General features: G+C 33.4%; 17 protein-coding genes. All 17 read left to right on the top strand.

The genetic code is table 11. The features are described from left to right. The first annotated feature begins 7 nt into the window (after positions 1 to 7). The 17 genes from topA (at position 8) to rimP (ending at position 21425) form a co-directional block, all read left to right on the top strand. On the top strand, positions 8 to 2080 hold the full coding sequence (topA, locus tag MHH94_RS08520; protein ID WP_078355707.1) for a type I DNA topoisomerase: 2073 nt from the start codon (positions 8 to 10) through the stop codon (positions 2078 to 2080). Positions 2081 to 2265: 185 nt separating this feature from the next. Further along, entirely contained in the window at positions 2266 to 3570 is a 1305-nt protein-coding gene (trmFO, locus tag MHH94_RS08515; protein WP_058591381.1) for an FADH(2)-oxidizing methylenetetrahydrofolate--tRNA-(uracil(54)-C(5))-methyltransferase TrmFO, read from the top strand. Positions 3571 to 3632: 62 nt separating this feature from the next. Then, positions 3633 to 4514: a tyrosine recombinase XerC gene (xerC, locus tag MHH94_RS08510; protein WP_048542559.1), complete on the top strand. Its 882-nt coding sequence runs from the start codon at positions 3633 to 3635 to the stop codon at positions 4512 to 4514. 13 nt (positions 4515 to 4527) lie between these two features. Continuing rightward, positions 4528 to 5070 carry an ATP-dependent protease subunit HslV gene (gene hslV / locus MHH94_RS08505; RefSeq protein WP_037560086.1) on the top strand — a complete coding sequence of 181 codons (543 nt, stop codon included), beginning with the start codon at positions 4528 to 4530 and terminating at the stop codon, positions 5068 to 5070. Between the two features lie 37 nt (positions 5071 to 5107). Next, positions 5108 to 6490, top strand: a complete 1383-nt coding sequence (gene hslU / locus MHH94_RS08500; protein WP_048542780.1) for an ATP-dependent protease ATPase subunit HslU — start codon at positions 5108 to 5110, stop codon at positions 6488 to 6490. Between the two features lie 18 nt (positions 6491 to 6508). Further along, entirely contained in the window at positions 6509 to 7282 is a 774-nt protein-coding gene (codY, locus tag MHH94_RS08495; RefSeq protein ID WP_025905322.1) for a GTP-sensing pleiotropic transcriptional regulator CodY, read from the top strand. Positions 7283 to 7439: 157 nt separating this feature from the next. Beyond that, positions 7440 to 8216: a 30S ribosomal protein S2 gene (rpsB, locus tag MHH94_RS08490; protein ID WP_048542565.1), complete on the top strand. Its 777-nt coding sequence runs from the start codon at positions 7440 to 7442 to the stop codon at positions 8214 to 8216. A gap of 93 nt (positions 8217 to 8309) precedes the next feature. Then, positions 8310 to 9197, top strand: a complete 888-nt coding sequence (tsf, locus tag MHH94_RS08485) for a translation elongation factor Ts (RefSeq protein WP_171992080.1) — start codon at positions 8310 to 8312, stop codon at positions 9195 to 9197. A gap of 84 nt (positions 9198 to 9281) precedes the next feature. Further along, positions 9282 to 10004: a UMP kinase gene (pyrH, locus tag MHH94_RS08480; protein WP_025905325.1), complete on the top strand. Its 723-nt coding sequence runs from the start codon at positions 9282 to 9284 to the stop codon at positions 10002 to 10004. A 17-nt stretch (positions 10005 to 10021) separates the two neighbouring features. Further along, on the top strand, positions 10022 to 10576 hold the full coding sequence (gene frr, locus MHH94_RS08475; RefSeq protein WP_025905326.1) for a ribosome recycling factor: 555 nt from the start codon (positions 10022 to 10024) through the stop codon (positions 10574 to 10576). A 140-nt stretch (positions 10577 to 10716) separates the two neighbouring features. Then, a complete protein-coding gene (locus MHH94_RS08470) occupies positions 10717 to 11469 on the top strand; it encodes an isoprenyl transferase (RefSeq protein WP_058591382.1) in 753 nt (250 codons plus the stop codon). A gap of 11 nt (positions 11470 to 11480) precedes the next feature. Then, positions 11481 to 12263 carry a phosphatidate cytidylyltransferase gene (locus MHH94_RS08465; protein WP_048542570.1) on the top strand — a complete coding sequence of 261 codons (783 nt, stop codon included), beginning with the start codon at positions 11481 to 11483 and terminating at the stop codon, positions 12261 to 12263. Between the two features lie 15 nt (positions 12264 to 12278). Beyond that, positions 12279 to 13409, top strand: coding sequence for a 1-deoxy-D-xylulose-5-phosphate reductoisomerase (locus MHH94_RS08460; protein WP_078355708.1), 1131 nt, complete (start codon positions 12279 to 12281; stop codon positions 13407 to 13409). Between the two features lie 2 nt (positions 13410 to 13411). Further along, positions 13412 to 14698 (top strand): RIP metalloprotease RseP, encoded by a 1287-nt coding sequence (rseP, locus tag MHH94_RS08455; RefSeq protein WP_048542575.1) that lies wholly within the window; start codon positions 13412 to 13414, stop codon positions 14696 to 14698. Between the two features lie 17 nt (positions 14699 to 14715). After that, complete coding sequence (locus tag MHH94_RS08450) at positions 14716 to 16419, top strand: proline--tRNA ligase (RefSeq protein ID WP_048542577.1); 1704 nt, start codon at positions 14716 to 14718, stop codon at positions 16417 to 16419. Positions 16420 to 16522: 103 nt separating this feature from the next. Continuing rightward, positions 16523 to 20836: a PolC-type DNA polymerase III gene (locus tag MHH94_RS08445; RefSeq protein WP_182679437.1), complete on the top strand. Its 4314-nt coding sequence runs from the start codon at positions 16523 to 16525 to the stop codon at positions 20834 to 20836. A 121-nt stretch (positions 20837 to 20957) separates the two neighbouring features. After that, complete coding sequence (gene rimP, locus MHH94_RS08440; RefSeq protein ID WP_037587791.1) at positions 20958 to 21425, top strand: ribosome maturation factor RimP; 468 nt, start codon at positions 20958 to 20960, stop codon at positions 21423 to 21425.

The raw sequence follows: 21425 nt of genomic DNA, 5'->3' as shown, positions 1-21425 counted from the left end.
ACTTACTTTGGCAGAAAATCTTGTCATCGTTGAATCGCCCGCAAAAGCAAAAACCATTGAAAAATATTTAGGAAAAAAATATAAAGTCGTTGCATCTATGGGGCATGTTAGAGATTTACCTCGTAGTCAAATGGGCGTAGATGTTGAAAATAATTATGAACCTAGATATATTACGATTCGCGGCAAAGGGCCAGTTGTAAAAGATTTAAAACGCTATGCAAAAAAAGCAAAAAACGTTTATCTCGCAAGTGACCCCGATCGTGAAGGTGAAGCAATTGCGTGGCATTTAGCACATATATTAGATATAGATGAAAATAAAAAATCAAGAGTCGTATTTAACGAAATAACAAAAGATGCAGTAAAAGATAGCTTTAAGCATCCTAGAGAAATTGAACATGAATTAGTTGATGCACAACAAGCGAGACGTGTATTAGATAGACTTGTCGGGTATAACATTTCTCCAGTGTTATGGAAGAAAGTTAAAAAAGGTTTATCAGCAGGTCGTGTACAATCTGTTGCATTAAGACTCGTTATAGATCGTGAAAACGAAATTAATAATTTTAATCCAGAAGAATACTGGACAATCGAAGGTTTATTTAAACATAAAACTAAAACATTTAGTGCGAAGTTTTTACATGAGAAAAGTAAACCCGTTAAATTAAAAAATGAAAAAGACGTACAAAAAATTACAACACAATTAGATGGAGATAAATTTGAAGTTACACAAGTCACTAAGAAAGAAAAATTAAGATATCCTGCGAAATCATTTACAACTTCATCTTTACAACAAGAAGCATCACGTAAGTTGAATTTTAAAGCTAGAAAAACGATGATGTTAGCACAACAATTATACGAAGGTATAGATTTGAAAAAACAAGGTACTGTTGGTTTGATTACTTATATGAGAACGGACTCTACACGTATAGCTGATAGTGCTCAAGCTGAAGCAGCATCATTTATTGAAAAAGAGTACGGTCAAGAGTATTTATCTAAGGCAAAAGCAACAAAAGGTAAACAAGGCGCACAAGATGCCCATGAAGCAGTTAGACCGACAAGTGTGGAACGTACACCAGATCAAATGAAAACATTCTTATCTAGAGATCAATATCGATTATATAAATTGATTTGGGAACGTTTTATGGCAAGTCAAATGGCACCTGCTATTGCTGATACAGTTGCAGCAGATATTACACAAGGCGATTTAAAATTCAGAGCAAATGGTCAAACAATCAAATTTAAAGGTTTCATGAAAGTATATGTTGAAGCTAAAGATGATACTGATGAAGAAAAAGAAGGTAAATTACCACCGTTAGAAAAAGGTGATATCGTTACGGCTGAGAAAATCGATCCAAAGCAACATTTCACTCAACCACCACCACGATACACTGAAGCACGTTTAGTTAAAACTTTAGAAGAATTAAGAATCGGTAGACCTTCAACTTATGCACCTACAATCGATACGATTCAAAAAAGAAACTACGTAAAATTAGACCAGAAACGATTTGTGCCTACAGAGTTAGGAGAAATCGTACATGAGTCAGTTAAAGAATACTTCCCTGAAATTATCGATGTTGACTTTACAGTTAATATGGAAACATTGCTCGATAAAGTAGCAGATGGTGAAATTGAGTGGAAGAAAGTCATAGATATGTTCTATGAAAACTTTAAAATCGATGTAGCAAGAGCAGAAGAAGAAATGGAGAAAATTGAAATTAAAGATGAACCTGCCGGTGAGGATTGCGAATTATGCGGTTCACCAATGGTTTATAAAATGGGCCGATACGGTAAGTTTATGGCTTGTTCAAATTTTCCAGATTGTAGAAATACAAAAGCAATCATTAAAACGATTGGCGTTAAATGTCCTAAGTGTAAAGAGGGAGAAGTTGTCGAACGTAAATCTAAAAAGAACAGAGTGTTCTATGGTTGTTCAAGATACCCAGAATGTGATTATACATCATGGGATAAACCTTTAGATCGTTCATGTCCTAAATGTGAAACAGTACTTGTTGAACGTAAGAAAGGAAAATCAGCTCAAGTTATATGTCCAAATTGTGATTATAAAGAGCAAGAACAAAAATAGTTATCATACAGTGCAAAAAGTTATTTTTAACATAACTTTTTGCACTTGTTTTTTGATTTATTGTTTTAATAGTAAAACGTCACTAATTTTTAAAATTTATCATCACTTTATCATTTGATTAAATTCAGATTTGTTATACAATTCAATATGGAATAAAAAATTCGAAAATCAAGGAGGCATAAATAATGACTTCAATTAATGTTATCGGTGCTGGATTAGCAGGTTCGGAAGCGGCATATCAAATTGCCAAGAGAGGATTCAATGTTAATCTATATGAAATGAGACCGGTAAAACAAACACCAGCGCATCATACAGATAAATTTGCAGAACTTGTATGTTCTAATTCACTAAGAGGTAATCAATTAACAAATGCTGTCGGTGTCTTAAAAGAAGAAATGAGACAATTAGATTCATTAATTATAAAAGCAGCAGATAATGCGCGTGTACCAGCGGGAGGTGCACTAGCTGTCGATCGACATGATTTTGCGGGATATATTACAGACACGCTAAAAAATCATCCGAATATTACAGTAAAGAACGAAGAAATTACAAAGATACCTGATGGGCCAACAATTATTGCAACAGGTCCTTTAACGACAGAAAGTTTAACGAAACAAATTATGAACATTACGGGTGAAGAACAACTGTACTTCTATGACGCAGCTGCACCAATTATTGAAAAAGAATCTATTAACATGGATAAAGTATATTTGAAATCACGCTATGACAAAGGTGATGCAGCATACTTAAATTGTCCAATGACTGAAGAAGAATTCAATACTTTTTATGATGCACTTATAAATGCTGAAGTTGTGCCTTTAAAAGAATTCGAAAAAGAAATTTATTTTGAAGGTTGTATGCCATTTGAAGTTATGGCAGAACGTGGTAAGAAAACTCTATTATTTGGTCCTATGAAGCCTGTAGGTTTAGAAGATCCTAAAACTGGTAAAAGACCATATGCAGTTGTTCAATTAAGACAAGATGATGCAGCTGGAACTTTATATAATATCGTAGGTTTCCAAACACATTTAAAATGGGGCGCGCAAAAAGAAGTTATTTCACTTATACCTGGATTAGAAAATGTTGATATCGTACGTTACGGTGTGATGCATCGAAATACTTTCATTAATTCACCAAATGCTCTTAAAGAAACTTATCAATTAAAATCAAGAGAAGATTTATTCTTTGCTGGTCAAATGACAGGTGTAGAAGGATATGTTGAAAGTGCAGCAAGCGGATTAATTGCAGGTATTAATGCAAGTAAACTCGTTTCAGACCTTGATCCAATTGTTTTCCCTAGAGAAACAGTAATCGGAAGTATGGCTTATTACATTACACATGCAAATAATAATAAGAACTTCCAACCAATGAATGCGAACTTTGGTTTGTTACCTACATTAGAAAAACGTATTAAAGATAAGAAAGAACGGTATGAAACACTTGCAAATCGTGCATTAAAACATTTAGATTCATTTAAAGTAATGCTTTAGTAAATTATTTTAAGATTTTTTAGAATTGTGATACAATTCAGATAAAATGGGAGGAATGAGTTATGGTACATACAATTGAACAACAGTTTGTTGATATGTTAACTTATGAAAAACATTTTTCCACCCATACTTTAAATGCATATCAACTTGATTTGAATGAATTTAATGATTTTTTACAATCAGAACATTTATCCTTAGAATCATTTGAATATAAAGATGCAAGGAGATACCTTGCGTTTTTGTATGATAAAGGACATAAAAGGACGAGTGTTTCGCGTAAAATTTCTACATTAAGATCTTTATATCAATATTGGATGAGTGTTGATAGTGATATTCAGAATCCATTTATTCAACTTGTACATCCAAAAAAAGAACATCATTTACCAAGCTTTTTCTATGAAGAAGAAATGGAAAAGCTATTTAAGACACTAGATGATGGTAAAAAAACGAATATAAGAGATCGCGTCATACTTGAGTTGCTTTATGCAACAGGTATTCGAGTGTCAGAATTAGTTCATATTCAAATAAGTGATATTGATTTGAATTATGCATTTGTCAAAGTGCTAGGTAAAGGGAATAAAGAACGTATTGTTCCTTTTGGAGAGTATTGTCAAAGTGCAATCGTTGACTATATTGAACAATTTAGAAGTCAAATGCGTTTAGATCATGATTTCTTGATAGTAAACATGAGAGGTAAACCTATAACTGAACGTGGTGTAAGATATGCACTCAACGAAATCGTAAAGAGAACGCAAGGTGTGTATCATATTCACCCTCATAAATTAAGGCATACTTTTGCAACACATTTGTTGAATCAAGGAGCCGATATGAGAAGTGTTCAAAGTTTACTAGGACATGAAAGTTTGTCAACGACAAGTCAATATACACATGTTACAAAAGATCAATTAAGAAAAGTATACTTATCAGCACATCCACGTGCGTAAAGGAGATTTGATAATGAGTTCTTCATTACATGCTACAACTATATTTGCAATAAGACATAATGGTCATTCTGCAATGGCAGGTGACGGTCAAGTTACATTAGGTGAGCAAGTCATCATGAAACAAACTGCAAGAAAAGTTAGAAGATTATATCATGATAAAGTTGTTGCTGGTTTCGCTGGCAGTGTTGCAGACGCATTTACTTTATTCGAAAAATTTGAAGTTAAATTACAAGAATATAGCGGTAATTTAACGAGAGCTGCAGTTGAGCTTGCTCAAGAATGGCGTGGAGATAAAATGTTACGTCAACTTGAAGCGATGCTCATTGTTATGAACGAAACAGATTTATTAGTCGTAAGTGGTACTGGAGAAGTGATTGAGCCAGATGATGGTATCATTGCAATTGGTTCTGGTGGTAATTACGCTTTAAGTGCTGGTAGAGCGCTTAAATCATATGCACCTCATTTATCGGCTAAAGAAATTGCAGAAGCTTCACTTAATACGGCTGCAGATATTTGTGTATTTACAAACCATGAAATAAAAGTTGAAGAAATATAATTGGAGGGGTTTAAGGTTGTCACAAAATCAATTAAAAATGACACCGCATGATATCGTTGATCGATTAAATGATCATATCATTGGTCAACAAGATGCTAAGCGTAAAGTAGCAATAGCTTTAAGAAATCGCTATAGACGAAGTTTATTAGATGAACAACTTAGAAACGAAATCATACCTAAAAACATTCTAATGATAGGTCCTACAGGTGTAGGTAAGACTGAAATAGCTAGAAGAATGGCTAGATTAGTTGGTGCACCTTTTGTAAAAGTAGAAGCTACTAAATTTACTGAAGTAGGTTATGTAGGTAGAGATGTTGAAAGTATGATACGTGACCTTGTTGAAGTTGGTCGTCGACTTGTTAAAGAAGAAAAGAAAAAAGGCGTTCTTGATGAGGCAACTCAAAAAGCTAATGAAAAATTAGTGAAATTGCTTGTGCCAAGTATGAAGAAAAAAGCACAAAGTAATAGTAATAATCCATTAGAGTCATTGTTTGGTGGACAATTCCCGAACTTCAATCAACAAGAAGAAGTCGAAGAAACACCAACCGAAGAAATAAAAACAAAACGTGAAGATATTAAGAAACAATTATTAAACGGTGAACTTGAAGAAGAAATCGTCAAAATAAAAGTAGAACAAGAACAACAAACACTTGGCATGATGGGAATGGAAAACAACCCTCAAATGCAAGATATGCTTAGTCAAATGATGCCTAAGAAAAAAGTTGAAAGAAACTTGCCAGTTAAGTCAGCGCGAAAAATTTTAACAGATGAAATTGCGAATGAATTGATTGACCAAGAGTCCGTTAATGAAGAAGCGATTCAATTAACTGAACAAATGGGCATGGTATTCATCGATGAAATCGATAAAATTGCTGTGAGCAACAGTAACGGTGGTCAAGATGTATCTCGACAAGGTGTACAAAGAGATATCTTACCAATTGTTGAAGGTAGTGTCGTTCAAACGAAATATGGTTCAATTAATACTGAACACATTTTGTTTATTGGTGCAGGTGCGTTCCATATGTCTAAACCAAGTGATTTAATACCTGAGTTACAAGGTAGATTTCCAATTCGTGTTGAATTAGATAGTTTAACAACTGAAGATTTCGTTAAAATATTAAAAGAACCGAAACAATCACTTCTTGATCAATACAAAGCATTGTTGGAAACTGAAATGGTGACAATCAACTTTACAGATGAAGCCATTAATCGTTTAGCTGAAATTGCTTTTCAAGTTAATCAAGAAACAGATAATATCGGAGCAAGAAGGCTGCATACTATACTTGAAAAAATGCTAGAAGATCTTTCTTTCGAAGCATCGAATATGCCAAATGCAGTTGTAGATATAACACCTGAATATGTTAATCAAAAATTAGAATCTATTGCGACAAATAAAGACTTAAGCGCATTTATTCTATAAAAAAGGAGAAAAAATTAAATGAGTTTATTATCAAAGACAAGAGAATTAAATACGTTATTACAAAAGCATAAAGGTATTGCTGTAGATTTTAAAGATATGGCTAAGACTATCAGTGATGTAACGGTGACAAATGTATTCATCGTATCAAGAAGAGGTAAAATTTTAGGTTCAAGCTTAAATGAATTGTTAAGCAATGAACGTATTATCAAAATGTTAGAAGATAGACATATTCCTAAAGAATATACTGATCAATTAATGCATGTAGAACAAACTAAATCAAATATCGGAATTGAAGAAGTATTAACAGTATTCCCACCAGAAAACAAAGAGTTATTCGTAGATAGTCAAACAACTATTTTCCCAATTCTTGGTGGTGGTGAACGTTTAGGTACATTAGTTGTTGGACGTGTATCTCAAGATTTCAATGACAATGACTTAGTACTTGGTGAATATGCAGCTACTGTTATTGGTATGGAAATATTAAGAGAAAAACATAATGAAATTGAACAAGAAGCAAGAGACAAAGCTGCAATCAATATGGCAATTAACTCACTTTCATATTCAGAAAGAGAAGCAATTGAACATATCTTTGAAGAACTTGGTGCACCTGAAGGTTTATTAGTTGCTTCAAAAGTTGCTGATAGAGTAGGTATCACAAGATCTGTAATCGTCAATGCATTAAGAAAATTAGAAAGTGCTGGCGTAATTGAATCTCGTTCTTTAGGAATGAAAGGTACATTTATTAGAATTAAAAAAGAAAAATTCTTAGATGAGTTAGGTTTATCTAAATAAAATACTTGATGAACAGTATAAGATATGATATATTTGAAAACGGCTATAAAAGCCAAATTCACACATAATCACGGAAATTATGGATTGGTGCAACTTAAATAAGTTGTTTCTATAATAAGTGTTTATGGCGGAATAAAACCAATTAGGAGGAATTATCATGGCAGTTATCTCAATGAAACAATTGCTTGAAGCAGGTGTTCACTTCGGTCACCAAACACGCCGTTGGAACCCAAAAATGAAAAAATACATTTTCACAGAAAGAAACGGTATCTACATTATCGATTTACAAAAAACAGTTAAAAAAGTTGATGAAGCTTACAACTTTATTAAATCTGTTTCTGAAGAAGGCGGTAAAGTATTATTCGTAGGTACTAAAAAACAAGCACAAGAGTCAGTTAAAGAAGAAGCTGAACGTGCTGGACACTACTACATTAACCAAAGATGGTTAGGTGGTATCTTAACTAACTATAAAACAATCTCTAAACGTGTAAAACGTATTTCTGAAATTGAAAAAATGGAAGAAGACGGTACGTTTGATGTATTACCTAAAAAAGAAGTTGTAGAACTTAAAAAAGAATATAACCGTTTAATCAAATTCTTAGGCGGTATTCGTGATATGAAATCAATGCCTCAAGCATTATTCGTAGTAGACCCTCGTAAAGAGCGTAATGCGATTGCTGAAGCACGTAAATTAAACATTCCAATCGTTGGTATTGTTGATACAAACTGTGATCCAGATGAAATCGACTATGTTATCCCTGCGAACGATGATGCTATTCGTGCTGTTAAATTGTTAACTGGTAAAATGGCTGATGCTATTTTAGAAGGTCAACAAGGCGTTTCAAATGAAGATGTTGCTGAAGAGCAAAACATCGACTTAAACGAAACAGAACAAGCACCTAAAGAAGAATCAACTGAAACTACTGAAGCATAATTTCAAAAAGGTGATAAGGTTCTATAACTTATCACCTTTTTTTAGAAAGATTTAAGATAAACAATATATTATTTAAATAAATGGAGGAATTAGATTATGGCTATTTCAGCTAAACTTGTTAAAGAACTACGTGAAAAAACTGGCGCAGGTATGATGGACTGTAAAAAAGCTTTAACAGAAACTGATGGTGACATCGATAAAGCGGTAGATTACTTACGTGAAAAAGGTATCGCTAAAGCTGCTAAGAAAGCAGACCGTATTGCTGCAGAAGGTACTACTTTTGTTGCATCTAAAGGTAATGATGCAGTAATTCTTGAATTAAACTCAGAAACTGACTTCGTTGCTCGTAACGAAGGTTTCCAAAACTTAGTTAAAGAAATGGCTGATCATATTCTTGATGTTAAACCAGCTGACGTTGATGCATTAAACGCTTCAAAATTAGCTAACGGTCAAACTGTTGAAGAAAAAATGAACGAAGCTATCTCTACTATTGGTGAAAAATTAACTTTACGTAGATTTACATTAAAAACAAAAACTGATAACGATTCATTCGGTGAGTACTTACACATGGGTGGACGTATTGGTGTATTAACTGTTGTTGAAGGTTCAACTAATGAAGAAGCAGCTAAAGACGTTGCTATGCACATCGCTGCATTAAACCCTAAATTTGTTTCTCGTGACCAAGTATCTGATGAAGAATTAGCGCACGAAAAAGAAATTTTAAAACAACAAGCTTTAAATGAAGGTAAACCTGAAAATATCGTTGAAAAAATGGTTGAAGGTAGAATGCGTAAATATTTAGAAGAAATCTGTGCTGTTGACCAAGCATTCGTTAAAAATCCAGACCAAACTGTTGCTGAATTCTTAAAAACAGACGGTGGCGTGCTTGTAGATTTCGTTCGTTACGAAGTTGGGGAAGGTATCGAGAAACGTTCTGATAACTTTGCTGATGAAGTAAAAGGACAAATGAAAGGCAACTAAGATTGCTTTTTAGAAAGAAGACACGCTTTGTGTCTTCTTTCGTTATATATAAAGACCTAATTATAAGCATAGAGAGGGATCAAGATGACTAAGAATTCTAAATATAAACGCGTCGTATTAAAACTAAGTGGTGAAGCTTTAGCAGGAGATTCAGGCTTTGGCATTAACCCAGTCGTAATTAAAAGTATCGCTCAACAAGTGTCAGAAGTTGCTCAAATGGATTGTGAAGTTGCTGTAATCGTTGGTGGCGGAAACATTTGGAGAGGTAAAACTGGAAGCGATTTAGGTATGGATCGTGGAACTGCTGATTATATGGGCATGTTAGCCACTGTAATGAATGCTTTAGCATTACAAGATAGTTTAGAACAATTAGATTGTGATACTCGTGTATTAACTTCAATCGAAATGAAACAAGTTGCTGAACCATATATTAGAAGACGTGCGATTCGTCACTTAGAGAAAAAGAGAGTCGTTATATTTGCAGCGGGAATAGGGAATCCTTACTTCTCTACTGATACGACTGCAGCTTTAAGAGCAGCTGAAGTTGAGGCTGACGTTATCTTAATGGGTAAAAACAATGTTGATGGTGTTTATTCTGCTGACCCTAAAGTAGATCCTAAAGCAGAAAAATACGAAAGATTAACATATATTCAAATGTTACAAGAAGGATTACAAGTTATGGATTCAACTGCTTCATCATTCTGTATGGACAATGATATCCCACTTGTTGTATTCTCAATTATGGAAGAAGGAAATATTAAACGTGCTGTTCAAGGTGAAGAAATCGGTACGATTATTACAAAATAAACTTGAGGTGTAATTCCATGGCAGATGTTATTCAAGAAACGAAGTCAAAAATGAACAAAACTATTGAAAGTTTCAATAGAGATTTAGCTGGAATCAGAACTGGACATGCAAATGCAAATCTTTTAGAAAGAGTAAATGTTGAGTACTACGGTGTTCCAACACCTATTCAACAATTAGCAGGTATCTCAGTACCTGAAGCGCGTTTGTTAGTTGTTCAACCATATGACAAATCATCAGTTGAAGATGTACTTAAAGCAATAAATGCAGCTAATTTAGGTGTTAATCCAACAAGTGATGGTACAGTTATTAGAATTTCAGTACCAGCATTAACTGAAGAACGCAGAAAAGAATTAGTAAAAGAAGCTAAAAAAGAAGCTGAAAATGCTAAAGTTGCAATTCGTAATGTTCGTCGTGATTCAAATGAAGATTTGAAGAAACAAGAAAAAAATGGCGAAATTACAGAAGATGATTTAAGAAATCAAACTGAAGAAGTTCAAAACATTACAAATGATTTCATCAAACAAATAGATGATTTAACGACTCAAAAAGAAAATGACATTTTGGAAGTTTAAAGATAAGAGCTGTACCAAATCAGACTTTGGTACGGTTTTTTCTTTATATATAACAGAATGACTCTTTTTGTGATAAAATGTATTACGATATGTTTAATTAATTTTACATATAAATTCGCGTTTGTTTGATGGAGGACGCTATGATAAAAAAGTTTATAAAGCAAAAACAACAAATAAATAATCAAGACAATGAATTATCGATACCTGAACATGTAGCAATTATTATGGACGGAAATGGTAGATGGGCTAAAAATAGAAAAATGCCTCGCATAAAAGGACATTATGAAGGTATGCAAACGGTAAAAAAAATAACACGTAAAGCAAATGATTTAGGTGTGAAATATTTGACTTTATATGCTTTTTCTACGGAAAATTGGTCGAGACCAGAAGATGAAGTGAAATATTTAATGAAATTACCGGTTGATTTTTTAAAGACTTTTCTACCAGAATTGATCGAAAAAAACGTTAAAGTTACAACAATTGGTTTTACTGAAGCTTTGCCTAAGCATACTAAAAATGCAATTGAAGAAGCTATCGAAAAAACGAAACATAATACAGGACTCAATCTTGTATTTGCGTTGAACTATGGCGGTAGAGCAGAAATTCTAAATGCTGTAAAAGAACTTTACCATGAAGTTGAAGAAGGCAATTTAACAATTGATGATTTATGTGAAGATAATATAAAGAAATATTTATTCACTTCAGATATTCCAGATCCAGAGTTGCTCATTCGTACATCAGGTGAAGAAAGATTAAGTAATTTTTTAATATGGCAATCATCTTATAGTGAGTTTATATTTACTAAGACATTATGGCCAGATTTTGATGAACAATCACTGATAGACTGTTTAAAAATATATCAGTCGAGACAACGAAGATTTGGTGGGCTGTAAAGGAGATAAAAATGAAGACGAGAACAATATCGGCAATTGTTGCTATGGCTGTTTTTCTTCCAGTCGTTATATATGGTGGATTACCCGTAATAGCATTAGCGTATTTATTAGCGATTATTGCTTTAAAAGAAATTTTAAATATGAATAATTTATCAATTATTTCTATACCAGGTTTTTTGTCCGTTGTTTCACTATGTATAATATTATTGCCTCAAGAACTCATTAATAACGATATTAGTGTTCAACTTAGACTGCTAATCGTTATGAGTTTCTTAATGTTGAGTTATACTGTAATGTCTAAAAATAGATTTAACTTTATGGATGCCTCTTTCTGTGTCATGTCTGTTACATATATCGGAATTGGCTTTATGTATTTCTATGAGACAAGAGAACATGGCTTACAATTTATCTTATTCGCATTATTATTAGTGTGGTTAACTGATACGGGTGCATATATATTTGGTAGATTATTCGGTAAACATAAACTTTGGCCATTAATTAGTCCGAACAAAACGATTGAAGGATTTATTGGAGGAATTTTCTCAAGTTTAATCGTTGCAGTTATTTTTGGACAATATTTTGATATGGATGTATCATTATGGTTATTAATTCCATTAACGATGTTATTAAGTATGTTTGGACAATTAGGTGACTTAGTAGAATCAGGGCTTAAAAGACATTTCGGTGTGAAAGATTCAGGGAATATTATGCCAGGACATGGTGGTATATTAGATAGATTTGATAGCTTTATCTTTGTATTACCATTGTTAAATCTATTCCTATTTCAATTGTAAATTGGGGTGAAGTCTTTGAAAAATATAGCTATTTTAGGAGCTAGTGGTTCTGTTGGACAGCAAGCATTAGATGTTATAAGAGAACATGCATCACAATTTAATTTAGTTGCATTTTCAGTTGGTAAAAACATTGCTTATGCACAGAATATAATTGAAGAATTTCATCCAGAACTCGTATCTGTTCAAAATGTAGAAGATATAGATAAACTTAAACATTTAAATATTGAAATTGTACATGGGGACGCAGGTTTATTAGCAGTTGCAACTTGTCAAAATACTGATATATTATTAAATTCAATCGTCGGTAGTATAGGTTTACGACCTACTATTGCAGCTATAGAAGCTGGTATAGATATCGGTCTAGCGAATAAAGAAACATTAGTTGCAGCTGGTGAACTTGTGATGTCAAAAGCTAGAGAACATAATGTTAACATTCTACCTGTCGATTCTGAACACTCAGCAATATTTCAATGTTTAAATGGTGAGAAGAAAGAGCAGGTTAATAAATTAATCATAACTGCGAGTGGTGGATCATTTCGTGATTTAACACGAGCAGAATTAAAGTCTGTAACACGTGATGAAGCGCTCAACCATCCTAACTGGTCTATGGGGCAAAAGATTACGATAGATTCTGCAACAATGATGAATAAAGGTTTAGAAGTCATTGAAGCAAAATGGTTATTTGATTTAGATATTGACCAAATTGAAACTGTCTTACATAAAGAGAGTATTATTCATTCTATGGTTGAATTTAAGGATACAAGTGTGATTGCACAATTGGGTACACCAGATATGAGAACACCCATTCAATATGCATTTACATATCCAGAAAGATATACAAGAGATGCAGAGAAATTAAATTTAGCTGAAATTGGACAGTTAAATTTTAAAGAAATGGATTTCGAGCGCTTTAAATGTATACAGTATGCTTATGAAGCAATTAAAATAGGTGGTACAATGCCCGTTGTTTTGAATGCTGTAAATGAAGTAGCTGTAAATAAGTTCTTGAATAATGAAATAACATTTTTGGAAATTGAAGACATGATTGGGGAAGCAATGCAAAACCATGAAGTTATTGAGCATCCAGATTTAGAAACGATTCTAAAAATTGATGCTACATATAAATCTAAGGATTACGGGGTGTAGGCGTGATTTATACAATATTAGCATTTATTTTTGTATTTGGACTATTAGTGACAGTACATGAATATGGACATATGTTCTTTGCGAAACGTGCAGGTATCATGTGCCCAGAGTTTGCCATAGGTATGGGACCTAAAATTTATTCATATAAGAAAAATGAAACACTTTATACAATTAGACTACTTCCAGTAGGTGGCTATGTCAGAATGGCTGGAGATGGATTAGAACAAAATCCATTAACACCGGGTATGCATATCGCAATTAAATTAAACGATCAAAACGAAATAACACATGTTATTATGGACGATCAACATAAATTCCAACAAATTGAACATATTGAAATTAAAGATAGTGATTTCGAAAATGATATTTTCATAGAAGGTATTACAGCAAGCGATGAAGAAAGACATCATTTTAAATTAGCGAGAGAAGCTTACTTTGTTCAAGGTGGAGATTTAATACAAATTGCACCTAAAGATAGACAATTAATGTCTAAAAAGCCATATCAAAGATTCCTAACTTTATTTGCAGGTCCGTTATTTAATTTTATTCTTGCTTTTGTTATTTTTATTGGGCTTGCTTATTGGAATGGTGTACCAACGAATGAACCAGTATTTGGAGATTTAGAAGATGGTGCACCTGCACAAACTGCAGGTATTAAAAAAGGCGACGAAATTCTATCAGTAGACGGACAAAAAATTCAAAAGTTTACAGATTTACAACCTATTTTTAAAGAGAAGAAAACTGAACCTGTAGAAATCAAAGTTGATCGTGATGGTCAAGAAAAGACTTTCAAAGTAGCAGCTAAAAAAGATAAACTAGAAGTTAGTAAAGGTAAATATGAAACACGATACATTATCGGTGTTGCACAACCGACAGAACACACTGTGTTTGGTCCATTAATTGCGGGTATTGAAAAAACAATAGTGGCAGGTCAATTAATATTCCAAGCAGTTCTTGGCTTGATTACGAGCATATTCACGGGTGGATTCTCCTTTGATATGTTAAATGGACCTGTTGGTATATATAGCAATGTAGATTCTATTGTGAAGCAAGGATTTATTACATTGATGGGATACACAGCGTTATTAAGTGTTAACTTAGGTATTATGAATTTACTACCTATTCCAGCTTTAGATGGAGGAAGATTATTATTTGTTATTTATGAAATGATTTTCAGAAGACCGATTAATAAAAAAGCGGAAATGGTTATGCTTTCAATTGGTGCTGTGTTTTTAATATTTGTAATGATTATGGTTACATGGAATGATATTCAAAGGTACTTCATGTAGCTTATAGGAGGAAACTTATGAAACAGTCGAAAATATTTATACCAACATTAAGAGAAGTTCCTGCAGAAGCGGAAGCAATTAGTCATAAACTTTTATTAAAGTCAGGTATGATTAAACAAAATGCAAGAGGTATATATAGTTATTTACCAACTGCAAAGCGAGTACTTAATAAAATTGAGCAAATTGTACGTGAAGAAATGGAAAAAATAGATGGCGTAGAAGTACTTATGCCAGTGTTACAACAAGCTGAACTTTGGAAAGAATCTGGTAGATGGGATGCATACGGTCCAGAGTTAATGAGATTGCACGATCGTAATAAACGTGAATTTAGTTTAGGACCAACACATGAAGAAGTTGTGACTTCTCTTGTAAGAGATGAATTGAAATCTTATAAACGTTTACCAATCACTTTATTCCAAATTCAAACTAAATTTAGAGACGAACAACGTCCAAGATTTGGATTATTACGTGGCCGTGAATTTATTATGAAAGATGCTTATTCTTTCCATGCTAATGAAGATTCATTAGATGATACTTACCAAGATATGTATCATGCTTATCATAATATCTTTACAAGAGTAGGTTTAAACTTTAGACCAGTACTTGCAGACTCTGGTGCTATCGGTGGAGACCACACACATGAGTTTATGGCTTTAGCTGATATTGGTGAAGATACAATTGTTTATAGTGAAACAAGTGACTATGCTGCAAACATTGAAAAAGCTGAAGTAGCATACACACCTAATCATGAACATATACCATTAAAAGATATAGAAAAAGTGGAAACGCCTAATGTTACAACAGCACAAGCATTGGCAGACTTTTTAAATGTGACTTTAGATAAGATTATTAAATCAATGATTCTTAAAGTTGATGATGAATATGTCATGATATTAATTAGAGGACATCATGAAGTAAATGATGTTAAATTAAAATCATATTTCAAAACAGATAATATCGAAATGGCAACTGAGTCTGAAATCGTTAATATTTTAGGTGCTAAACCTGGTAGTCTAGGACCAGTTAACGTAGACCAAATCAAAATTTATGCAGACAATTTCGTTCAAGATATAAATAATTTAGCTGTTGGTGCAAATGAAACAGGTTATCATTTTATTAATGCGAACGTAGATAGAGACTTTAAGATTGAAGCATATGGAGACTTTAGATTTATTCTTGAAGGAGAAGCATTACCAGGTGATTTAGGTACTGCGAAATTCGCTGAAGGTATCGAAGTTGGTCAAGTCTTCAAACTTGGAACGAAATACTCTGAAAGCATGAATGCAACATTCTTAGATGAACAAGGTAAAGCGCAACCACTTATAATGGGTTGTTACGGTATTGGTATCTCTAGAACATTATCAGCAGCAATCGAACAACATCATGATGATAAAGGGATTATTTGGCCAAAAGCTATTGCACCTTATGAAGTACATTTAATTGCGATTAATCCTAAAAAAGAAGAACAACAAGCATTAGCAGATCAACTTTATGGACAATTGCAAAACAAATATGATGTCTTGTATGATGACCGTAAAGAAAGTGCTGGTGTTAAATTTAATGATGCAGATTTAATAGGTTTACCAGTACGCGTAATGGTTGGTAAAAAAGCTTCAGAAGGTATCGTAGAAGTAAAACGTCGTGATAATTCAGAAAGTAAAGAAGTCCATATTGATGAATTAAATGAAGTACTTGCTACTTTTTATGATGCAGTAAAATAGACTGATAAAAACAACTAAATCTGATATAATATAAGATATTTAAAGAGGCTATTTAATGATTAGCCTCTTTTTCATTTTGATGAAGGTGGTCGTATAAGTGTCAATGACAGGGAAAGAGAAATTCCAAACGCTTCTCACGCAAATGAACATGACAGATGAACTTGATAAAGATGTCGTAGAACAAGGCGAACTTACAAGAATTGATGTGTCTCAATCAAAAAGATTGTGGCATTTCTACATTAAGCTGCCATATTATTTATCAAGTGAAATGTATCTTGTTTTTACAAATCAACTGAAAAATACTTTTAGTAGTATTGCACAAGTTGATTGGACGATTGAAGTGACAACTAAAGAACAAATAGATGAACATATACTGAAATATATTCCACATTGTATTGAGGGTACTGAATTAAGTGATAAAGTAAAACATCAACTTAAACAAAAGCCTATTATATTTGCTGATGATATCGTGAAAGTTCAAGTGAACAATGATATTGAACGTGACTATTTCGATAAGCGTGTCAATGGTTCATTAGTAAAAGCGCTCCAAAAGTGTGGTTTTCAAATAAGTCGTGTTATATTCGAAACGATGGATAATGAAGAACAAATGAGAAGAGAACTTGAATCATTTGAAGCGCACATCCAACAAGAAGATGAAGAAGCAGCACGAATTGCATCAGAAAAAATGGAACGTATGAAGAAAGAAAAAGCAGAATCTAGCGATAGCGAAAATGCTGTATCACGATGTCAAATTGGTAAAGACATTCCTGTAGATTCTATTCGCAAAATAGAAGATATTATCGAAGAAGAATTCAAAGTAGCACTTGAAGGTGTTATTTTTGATATCGAAATGAAAGAACTGAAAAGTGGTAGACATATTGTCACATTAAAAATTACGGACTATACCGATTCACTTATACTTAAGATGTTTACGAGAAAAGGTAAAGATGACCTTGAACATTTTAAAGCTTTAAAAGTAGGTACATGGGTAAGAGCACAAGGTAGAATTGAACAAGATCAATTTATACGTGATTTAGTGATGATGATGACGGATATCCATGAAATTAAGAAGTCTCCTAAACTTGATAAAGCAGATGAAAAAAGAGTTGAATTTCACTTACATACATCTATGAGTCAAATGGATGGCATTACACATATCGGTAAGTATGTTGAACAAGCTGCTAAATGGGGACATAAAGCAATCGCGATAACAGACCATAATGGTGTTCAAGGATATCCAGATGCGCATGCAGCTGCCATGAAAAATGGTATTAAAATGATTTATGGTATGGAAGGTATGCTTGTAGATGATGGTGTGCCGATTGCGTACAAGTCACAAGATATTCCGCTTAAGACAGCAACGTATATTGTATTTGACGTCGAAACAACAGGACTTTCAAGTCAATATGATCAAATTATAGAATTAGCGGCTGTTAAGGTTAAAGATGGCGAAGTAATTGACACCTTTGAACGTTTTTCGGACCCAGGAGAGCGTCTATCGGAAACAATCAAAAATTTAACAGGTATTACAGATGAAATGTTACGTGGACAACCTGATATTGAAACAGTTCTAAAAGATTTCCATGAATGGGTTGGAGACGCAATATATATTGCGCATAACGCATCATTTGATATGGGCTTTATAGATACGGGATTTGAACGTATCGGACTTGGTGCTACGACAAATGGTGTCATCGATACACTTGAATTATCACGTACAGTTAATACTGAATATGGAAAGCATGGTTTGAATTTCTTAGCTAAAAAATATGGTGTAGAACTTACGCAACACCATAGAGCGATTTATGATGCGGAAACAACAGCACATATCTTTATTAAGATGTTGAAACAGTTAGAAGAACTCAATGTTCATAATCATAATCAAATAAACGAGAAACTATCAAATGACGAAGCATATAAACGTGCAAGACCTTCTCATGTAACGTTAATCGTACAAAACCAAGTCGGACTGAAAAATTTATTCAAAATTGTAAGTGCCTCATTAGTTGATTACTTTTACCGTACACCACGTATACCACGCTCGTTATTAAACAAATATAGAGAAGGTATTTTAGTAGGCAGTGCATGTGATGAAGGTGAAGTATTTACAACGGTTATGCAAAAAGACCAAGATGAAGTTGAAAAAGTTGCGAAATATTATGACTATATAGAGGTTCAACCAAAAGGGTTATATCAAGATTTAATTGATAGAGAATTGATTAAAGATAATGAAACGATGGAAGAAATATATAGTCGTATATTAAGTGTTGGTGAGAAACTTGATATTCCAGTTATCGCTACAGGAAATGCCCATTATTTATATGAGTATGATGCTGTTGCACGAAAAATATTAATTGCCGCACAACCAGGTAATCCATTGAATAGACAAACATTACCTGAAGCACATTTTAGAACAACAGATGAAATGTTAGACGAATTCCACTTCCTAGGTGAAGAAAAAGCATATGAAATTGTTGTTAAAAATACTAACGAACTAGCAGATAGACTCGAAACAGTGATACCTATTAGGGATGAATTATATACACCTAATATGGAAGGTGCGAATGAAGAAATTCGTGAAATGAGTTATGAGAATGCTAGAAAATTATATGGTGAAGACTTACCACAAATTGTAATTGATAGACTTGAAAAAGAATTGGAAAGTATTATCGGAAATGGTTTTGCGGTTATTTATTTAATCTCGCAAAGGTTAGTTAAGAAATCCTTGAATGATGGTTATTTAGTTGGTTCACGTGGTTCAGTCGGATCTAGTTTTGTTGCGACAATGACTGAAATAACTGAAGTAAATCCATTGCCGCCACATTATATTTGCCCATCTTGTAAAGAAAGTCATTTCTTTGACGATGGTTCAGTCGGATCAGGTTTCGACTTACCAGATAAACAATGTGAAAAATGTCATGTTGATATGATTAAAGAAGGACAAGATATACCGTTTGAAACATTCTTAGGTTTCAAAGGAGATAAAGTACCGGATATTGACTTGAACTTTAGTGGTGAATATCAACCAGTTGCCCATAATTATACGAAAGTACTGTTTGGTGAAGATAAAGTGTTCAGAGCAGGTACAATAGGTACTGTAGCTGAAAAAACAGCTTTCGGTTATGTTAAAGGATATTTAAATGATCAAGGCATTCATAAAAGAGCAGCTGAAGTTGATAGACTTGTTAAAGGTTGTACCGGTGTTAAAAGAACGACTGGGCAACATCCAGGGGGTATCATTGTTGTACCAGATTATATGGATATTTATGATTTTACACCAATCCAATACCCTGCCGATGATCAAAAATCACCATGGAAAACAACGCATTTCGACTTCCATTCTATCCATGATAATATTTTGAAACTGGATATATTAGGACACGATGATCCAACGATGATTAGAATGTTACAAGATTTATCAGGCATTGATCCTAAGACAATTCCAGTAGATGATAAAGAAACAATGAAAATCTTTAGTACACCTGAATCATTAGGTGTTACGGAAGAAGATATTCTTTGTAAGACTGGAACATTCGGAGTACCTGAATTCGGTACAGGTTTCGTTAGACAAATGCTTGAAGATACGAAACCAACTTCTTTCTCTGAGCTTGTTCAAATTTCTGGGTTATCACACGGTACAGACGTTTGGTTAGGAAACGCACAAGAGTTAATCAAAACAGGTACATGTGATTTATCAAGTGTTATCGGTTGTCGTGATGATATTATGGTTTACTTAATGTATAACGGTTTAGAACCATCACTTGCCTTTAAAATTATGGAAGCAGTTCGTAAAGGTAAAGGTTTAACAGATGAATTCGAAGAAGCTATGAAAGAAAATAATGTGCCAGATTGGTATTTAGATTCATGTAAAAAAATTAAATACATGTTCCCTAAAGCCCATGCAGCTGCATACGTTCTAATGGCATTAAGAATTGCATACTTTAAAGTTCATCATCCGTTGTTCTATTATGCAAGTTACTTTACAGTACGTGCGACAGACTTTGATTTAAAAACGATGACGAAAGATAAAGAGTCTATTAAAGCAACGGTGAAAGAATATTATAGCCGATTCCATGAATTAGCTAAAAAAGAGAAAGATGTATTAACAGTTTTAGAAATTACAAATGAAATGGCACATAGAGGTTACAAAATCCAGCCAGTAAGCCTAGAAAAAAGTGATTCGTTTGAATTCAAAATTGAAGGTGATTCACTTATTCCACCGTTTATCGCAGTACCTGGACTAGGTGAAAACGTTGCGAAACGTATCGTTGAAGCAAGAGAAGAAGGTCCATTCTTAGCTAAAGAAGATCTTAATAAAAAAGCAGGTGTATCACAAAAAATCATCGAATATCTCGATGAACTTGGATCATTACCAAATATGCCTGATAAAGCTCAGCTGTCAATATTTGATTTATAACGCATGTTCTTGAGCATAGCGCCATTATGTGATATACTGTTATTGCTTAAAATAATACTCTGACGTTTAAAGAGTGGGACCTTTCCCGCTCTTTTCTGTTTGTATTAAGAGGGAGGTCATTATGAGTAAAGTTGCAGCACACGTTGAGGAAATTATTCAACCAATACTTGAAGATTTAAATTATGAACTTGTAGATGTCGAATATGTCAAAGAGGGATCAGACTATTATCTACGTATTGCAATTGATAAAGACGGTGGCGTTGATTTGAACGACTGCACAATTGCCTCTGAAAAGATTAGTGAAGTTATGGACAAAGAAGATCCTATTAAAGAACCTTATTTCATGGATGTATCTTCACCTGGTGCAGAACGCCCATTGAAAAAAGAAAAAGACTATCAAAATGCAATTGAACAACCTGTATTTATCTCGTTATACGAACCTGTTGAAGGAGATAAAGAATGGTTAGGCGTTTTAAAAGAAGTTACTGAAACATCTATAACGCTAGAAGTGAAAATTAAAACAAGAACTAAGAATGTCACGTTGCCACGCAAGAAAATCGCTAAAGCACGTCGATCAGTAATGTTATAA

The sequence above is a fragment of the Mammaliicoccus sp. FSL K6-3158 genome (assembly GCF_038005105.1).
Lineage (GTDB): Bacteria > Bacillota > Bacilli > Staphylococcales > Staphylococcaceae > Mammaliicoccus > Mammaliicoccus sciuri.
This window is presented reverse-complemented; position numbering and strand designations above follow the sequence as displayed.

What these genes read in the sequence shown, in the direction of transcription:
- MHH94_RS08470 (WP_058591382.1), top strand. Translation starts at nt 10,717, where the DNA reads ATGATAAAAAAGTTTATAAAGCAAAAACAACAAATAAATAATCAAGAC.
- MHH94_RS08450 (WP_048542577.1), top strand. Translation starts at nt 14,716, where the DNA reads ATGAAACAGTCGAAAATATTTATACCAACATTAAGAGAAGTTCCTGCA.
- codY (WP_025905322.1), top strand. Translation starts at nt 6,509, where the DNA reads ATGAGTTTATTATCAAAGACAAGAGAATTAAATACGTTATTACAAAAG.
- trmFO (WP_058591381.1), top strand. Translation starts at nt 2,266, where the DNA reads ATGACTTCAATTAATGTTATCGGTGCTGGATTAGCAGGTTCGGAAGCG.
- MHH94_RS08445 (WP_182679437.1), top strand. Translation starts at nt 16,523, where the DNA reads ATGACAGGGAAAGAGAAATTCCAAACGCTTCTCACGCAAATGAACATG.
- rimP (WP_037587791.1), top strand. Translation starts at nt 20,958, where the DNA reads ATGAGTAAAGTTGCAGCACACGTTGAGGAAATTATTCAACCAATACTT.
- pyrH (WP_025905325.1), top strand. Translation starts at nt 9,282, where the DNA reads ATGACTAAGAATTCTAAATATAAACGCGTCGTATTAAAACTAAGTGGT.
- MHH94_RS08465 (WP_048542570.1), top strand. Translation starts at nt 11,481, where the DNA reads ATGAAGACGAGAACAATATCGGCAATTGTTGCTATGGCTGTTTTTCTT.
- hslV (WP_037560086.1), top strand. Translation starts at nt 4,528, where the DNA reads ATGAGTTCTTCATTACATGCTACAACTATATTTGCAATAAGACATAAT.
- frr (WP_025905326.1), top strand. Translation starts at nt 10,022, where the DNA reads ATGGCAGATGTTATTCAAGAAACGAAGTCAAAAATGAACAAAACTATT.
- xerC (WP_048542559.1), top strand. Translation starts at nt 3,633, where the DNA reads ATGGTACATACAATTGAACAACAGTTTGTTGATATGTTAACTTATGAA.
- rpsB (WP_048542565.1), top strand. Translation starts at nt 7,440, where the DNA reads ATGGCAGTTATCTCAATGAAACAATTGCTTGAAGCAGGTGTTCACTTC.
- hslU (WP_048542780.1), top strand. Translation starts at nt 5,108, where the DNA reads ATGACACCGCATGATATCGTTGATCGATTAAATGATCATATCATTGGT.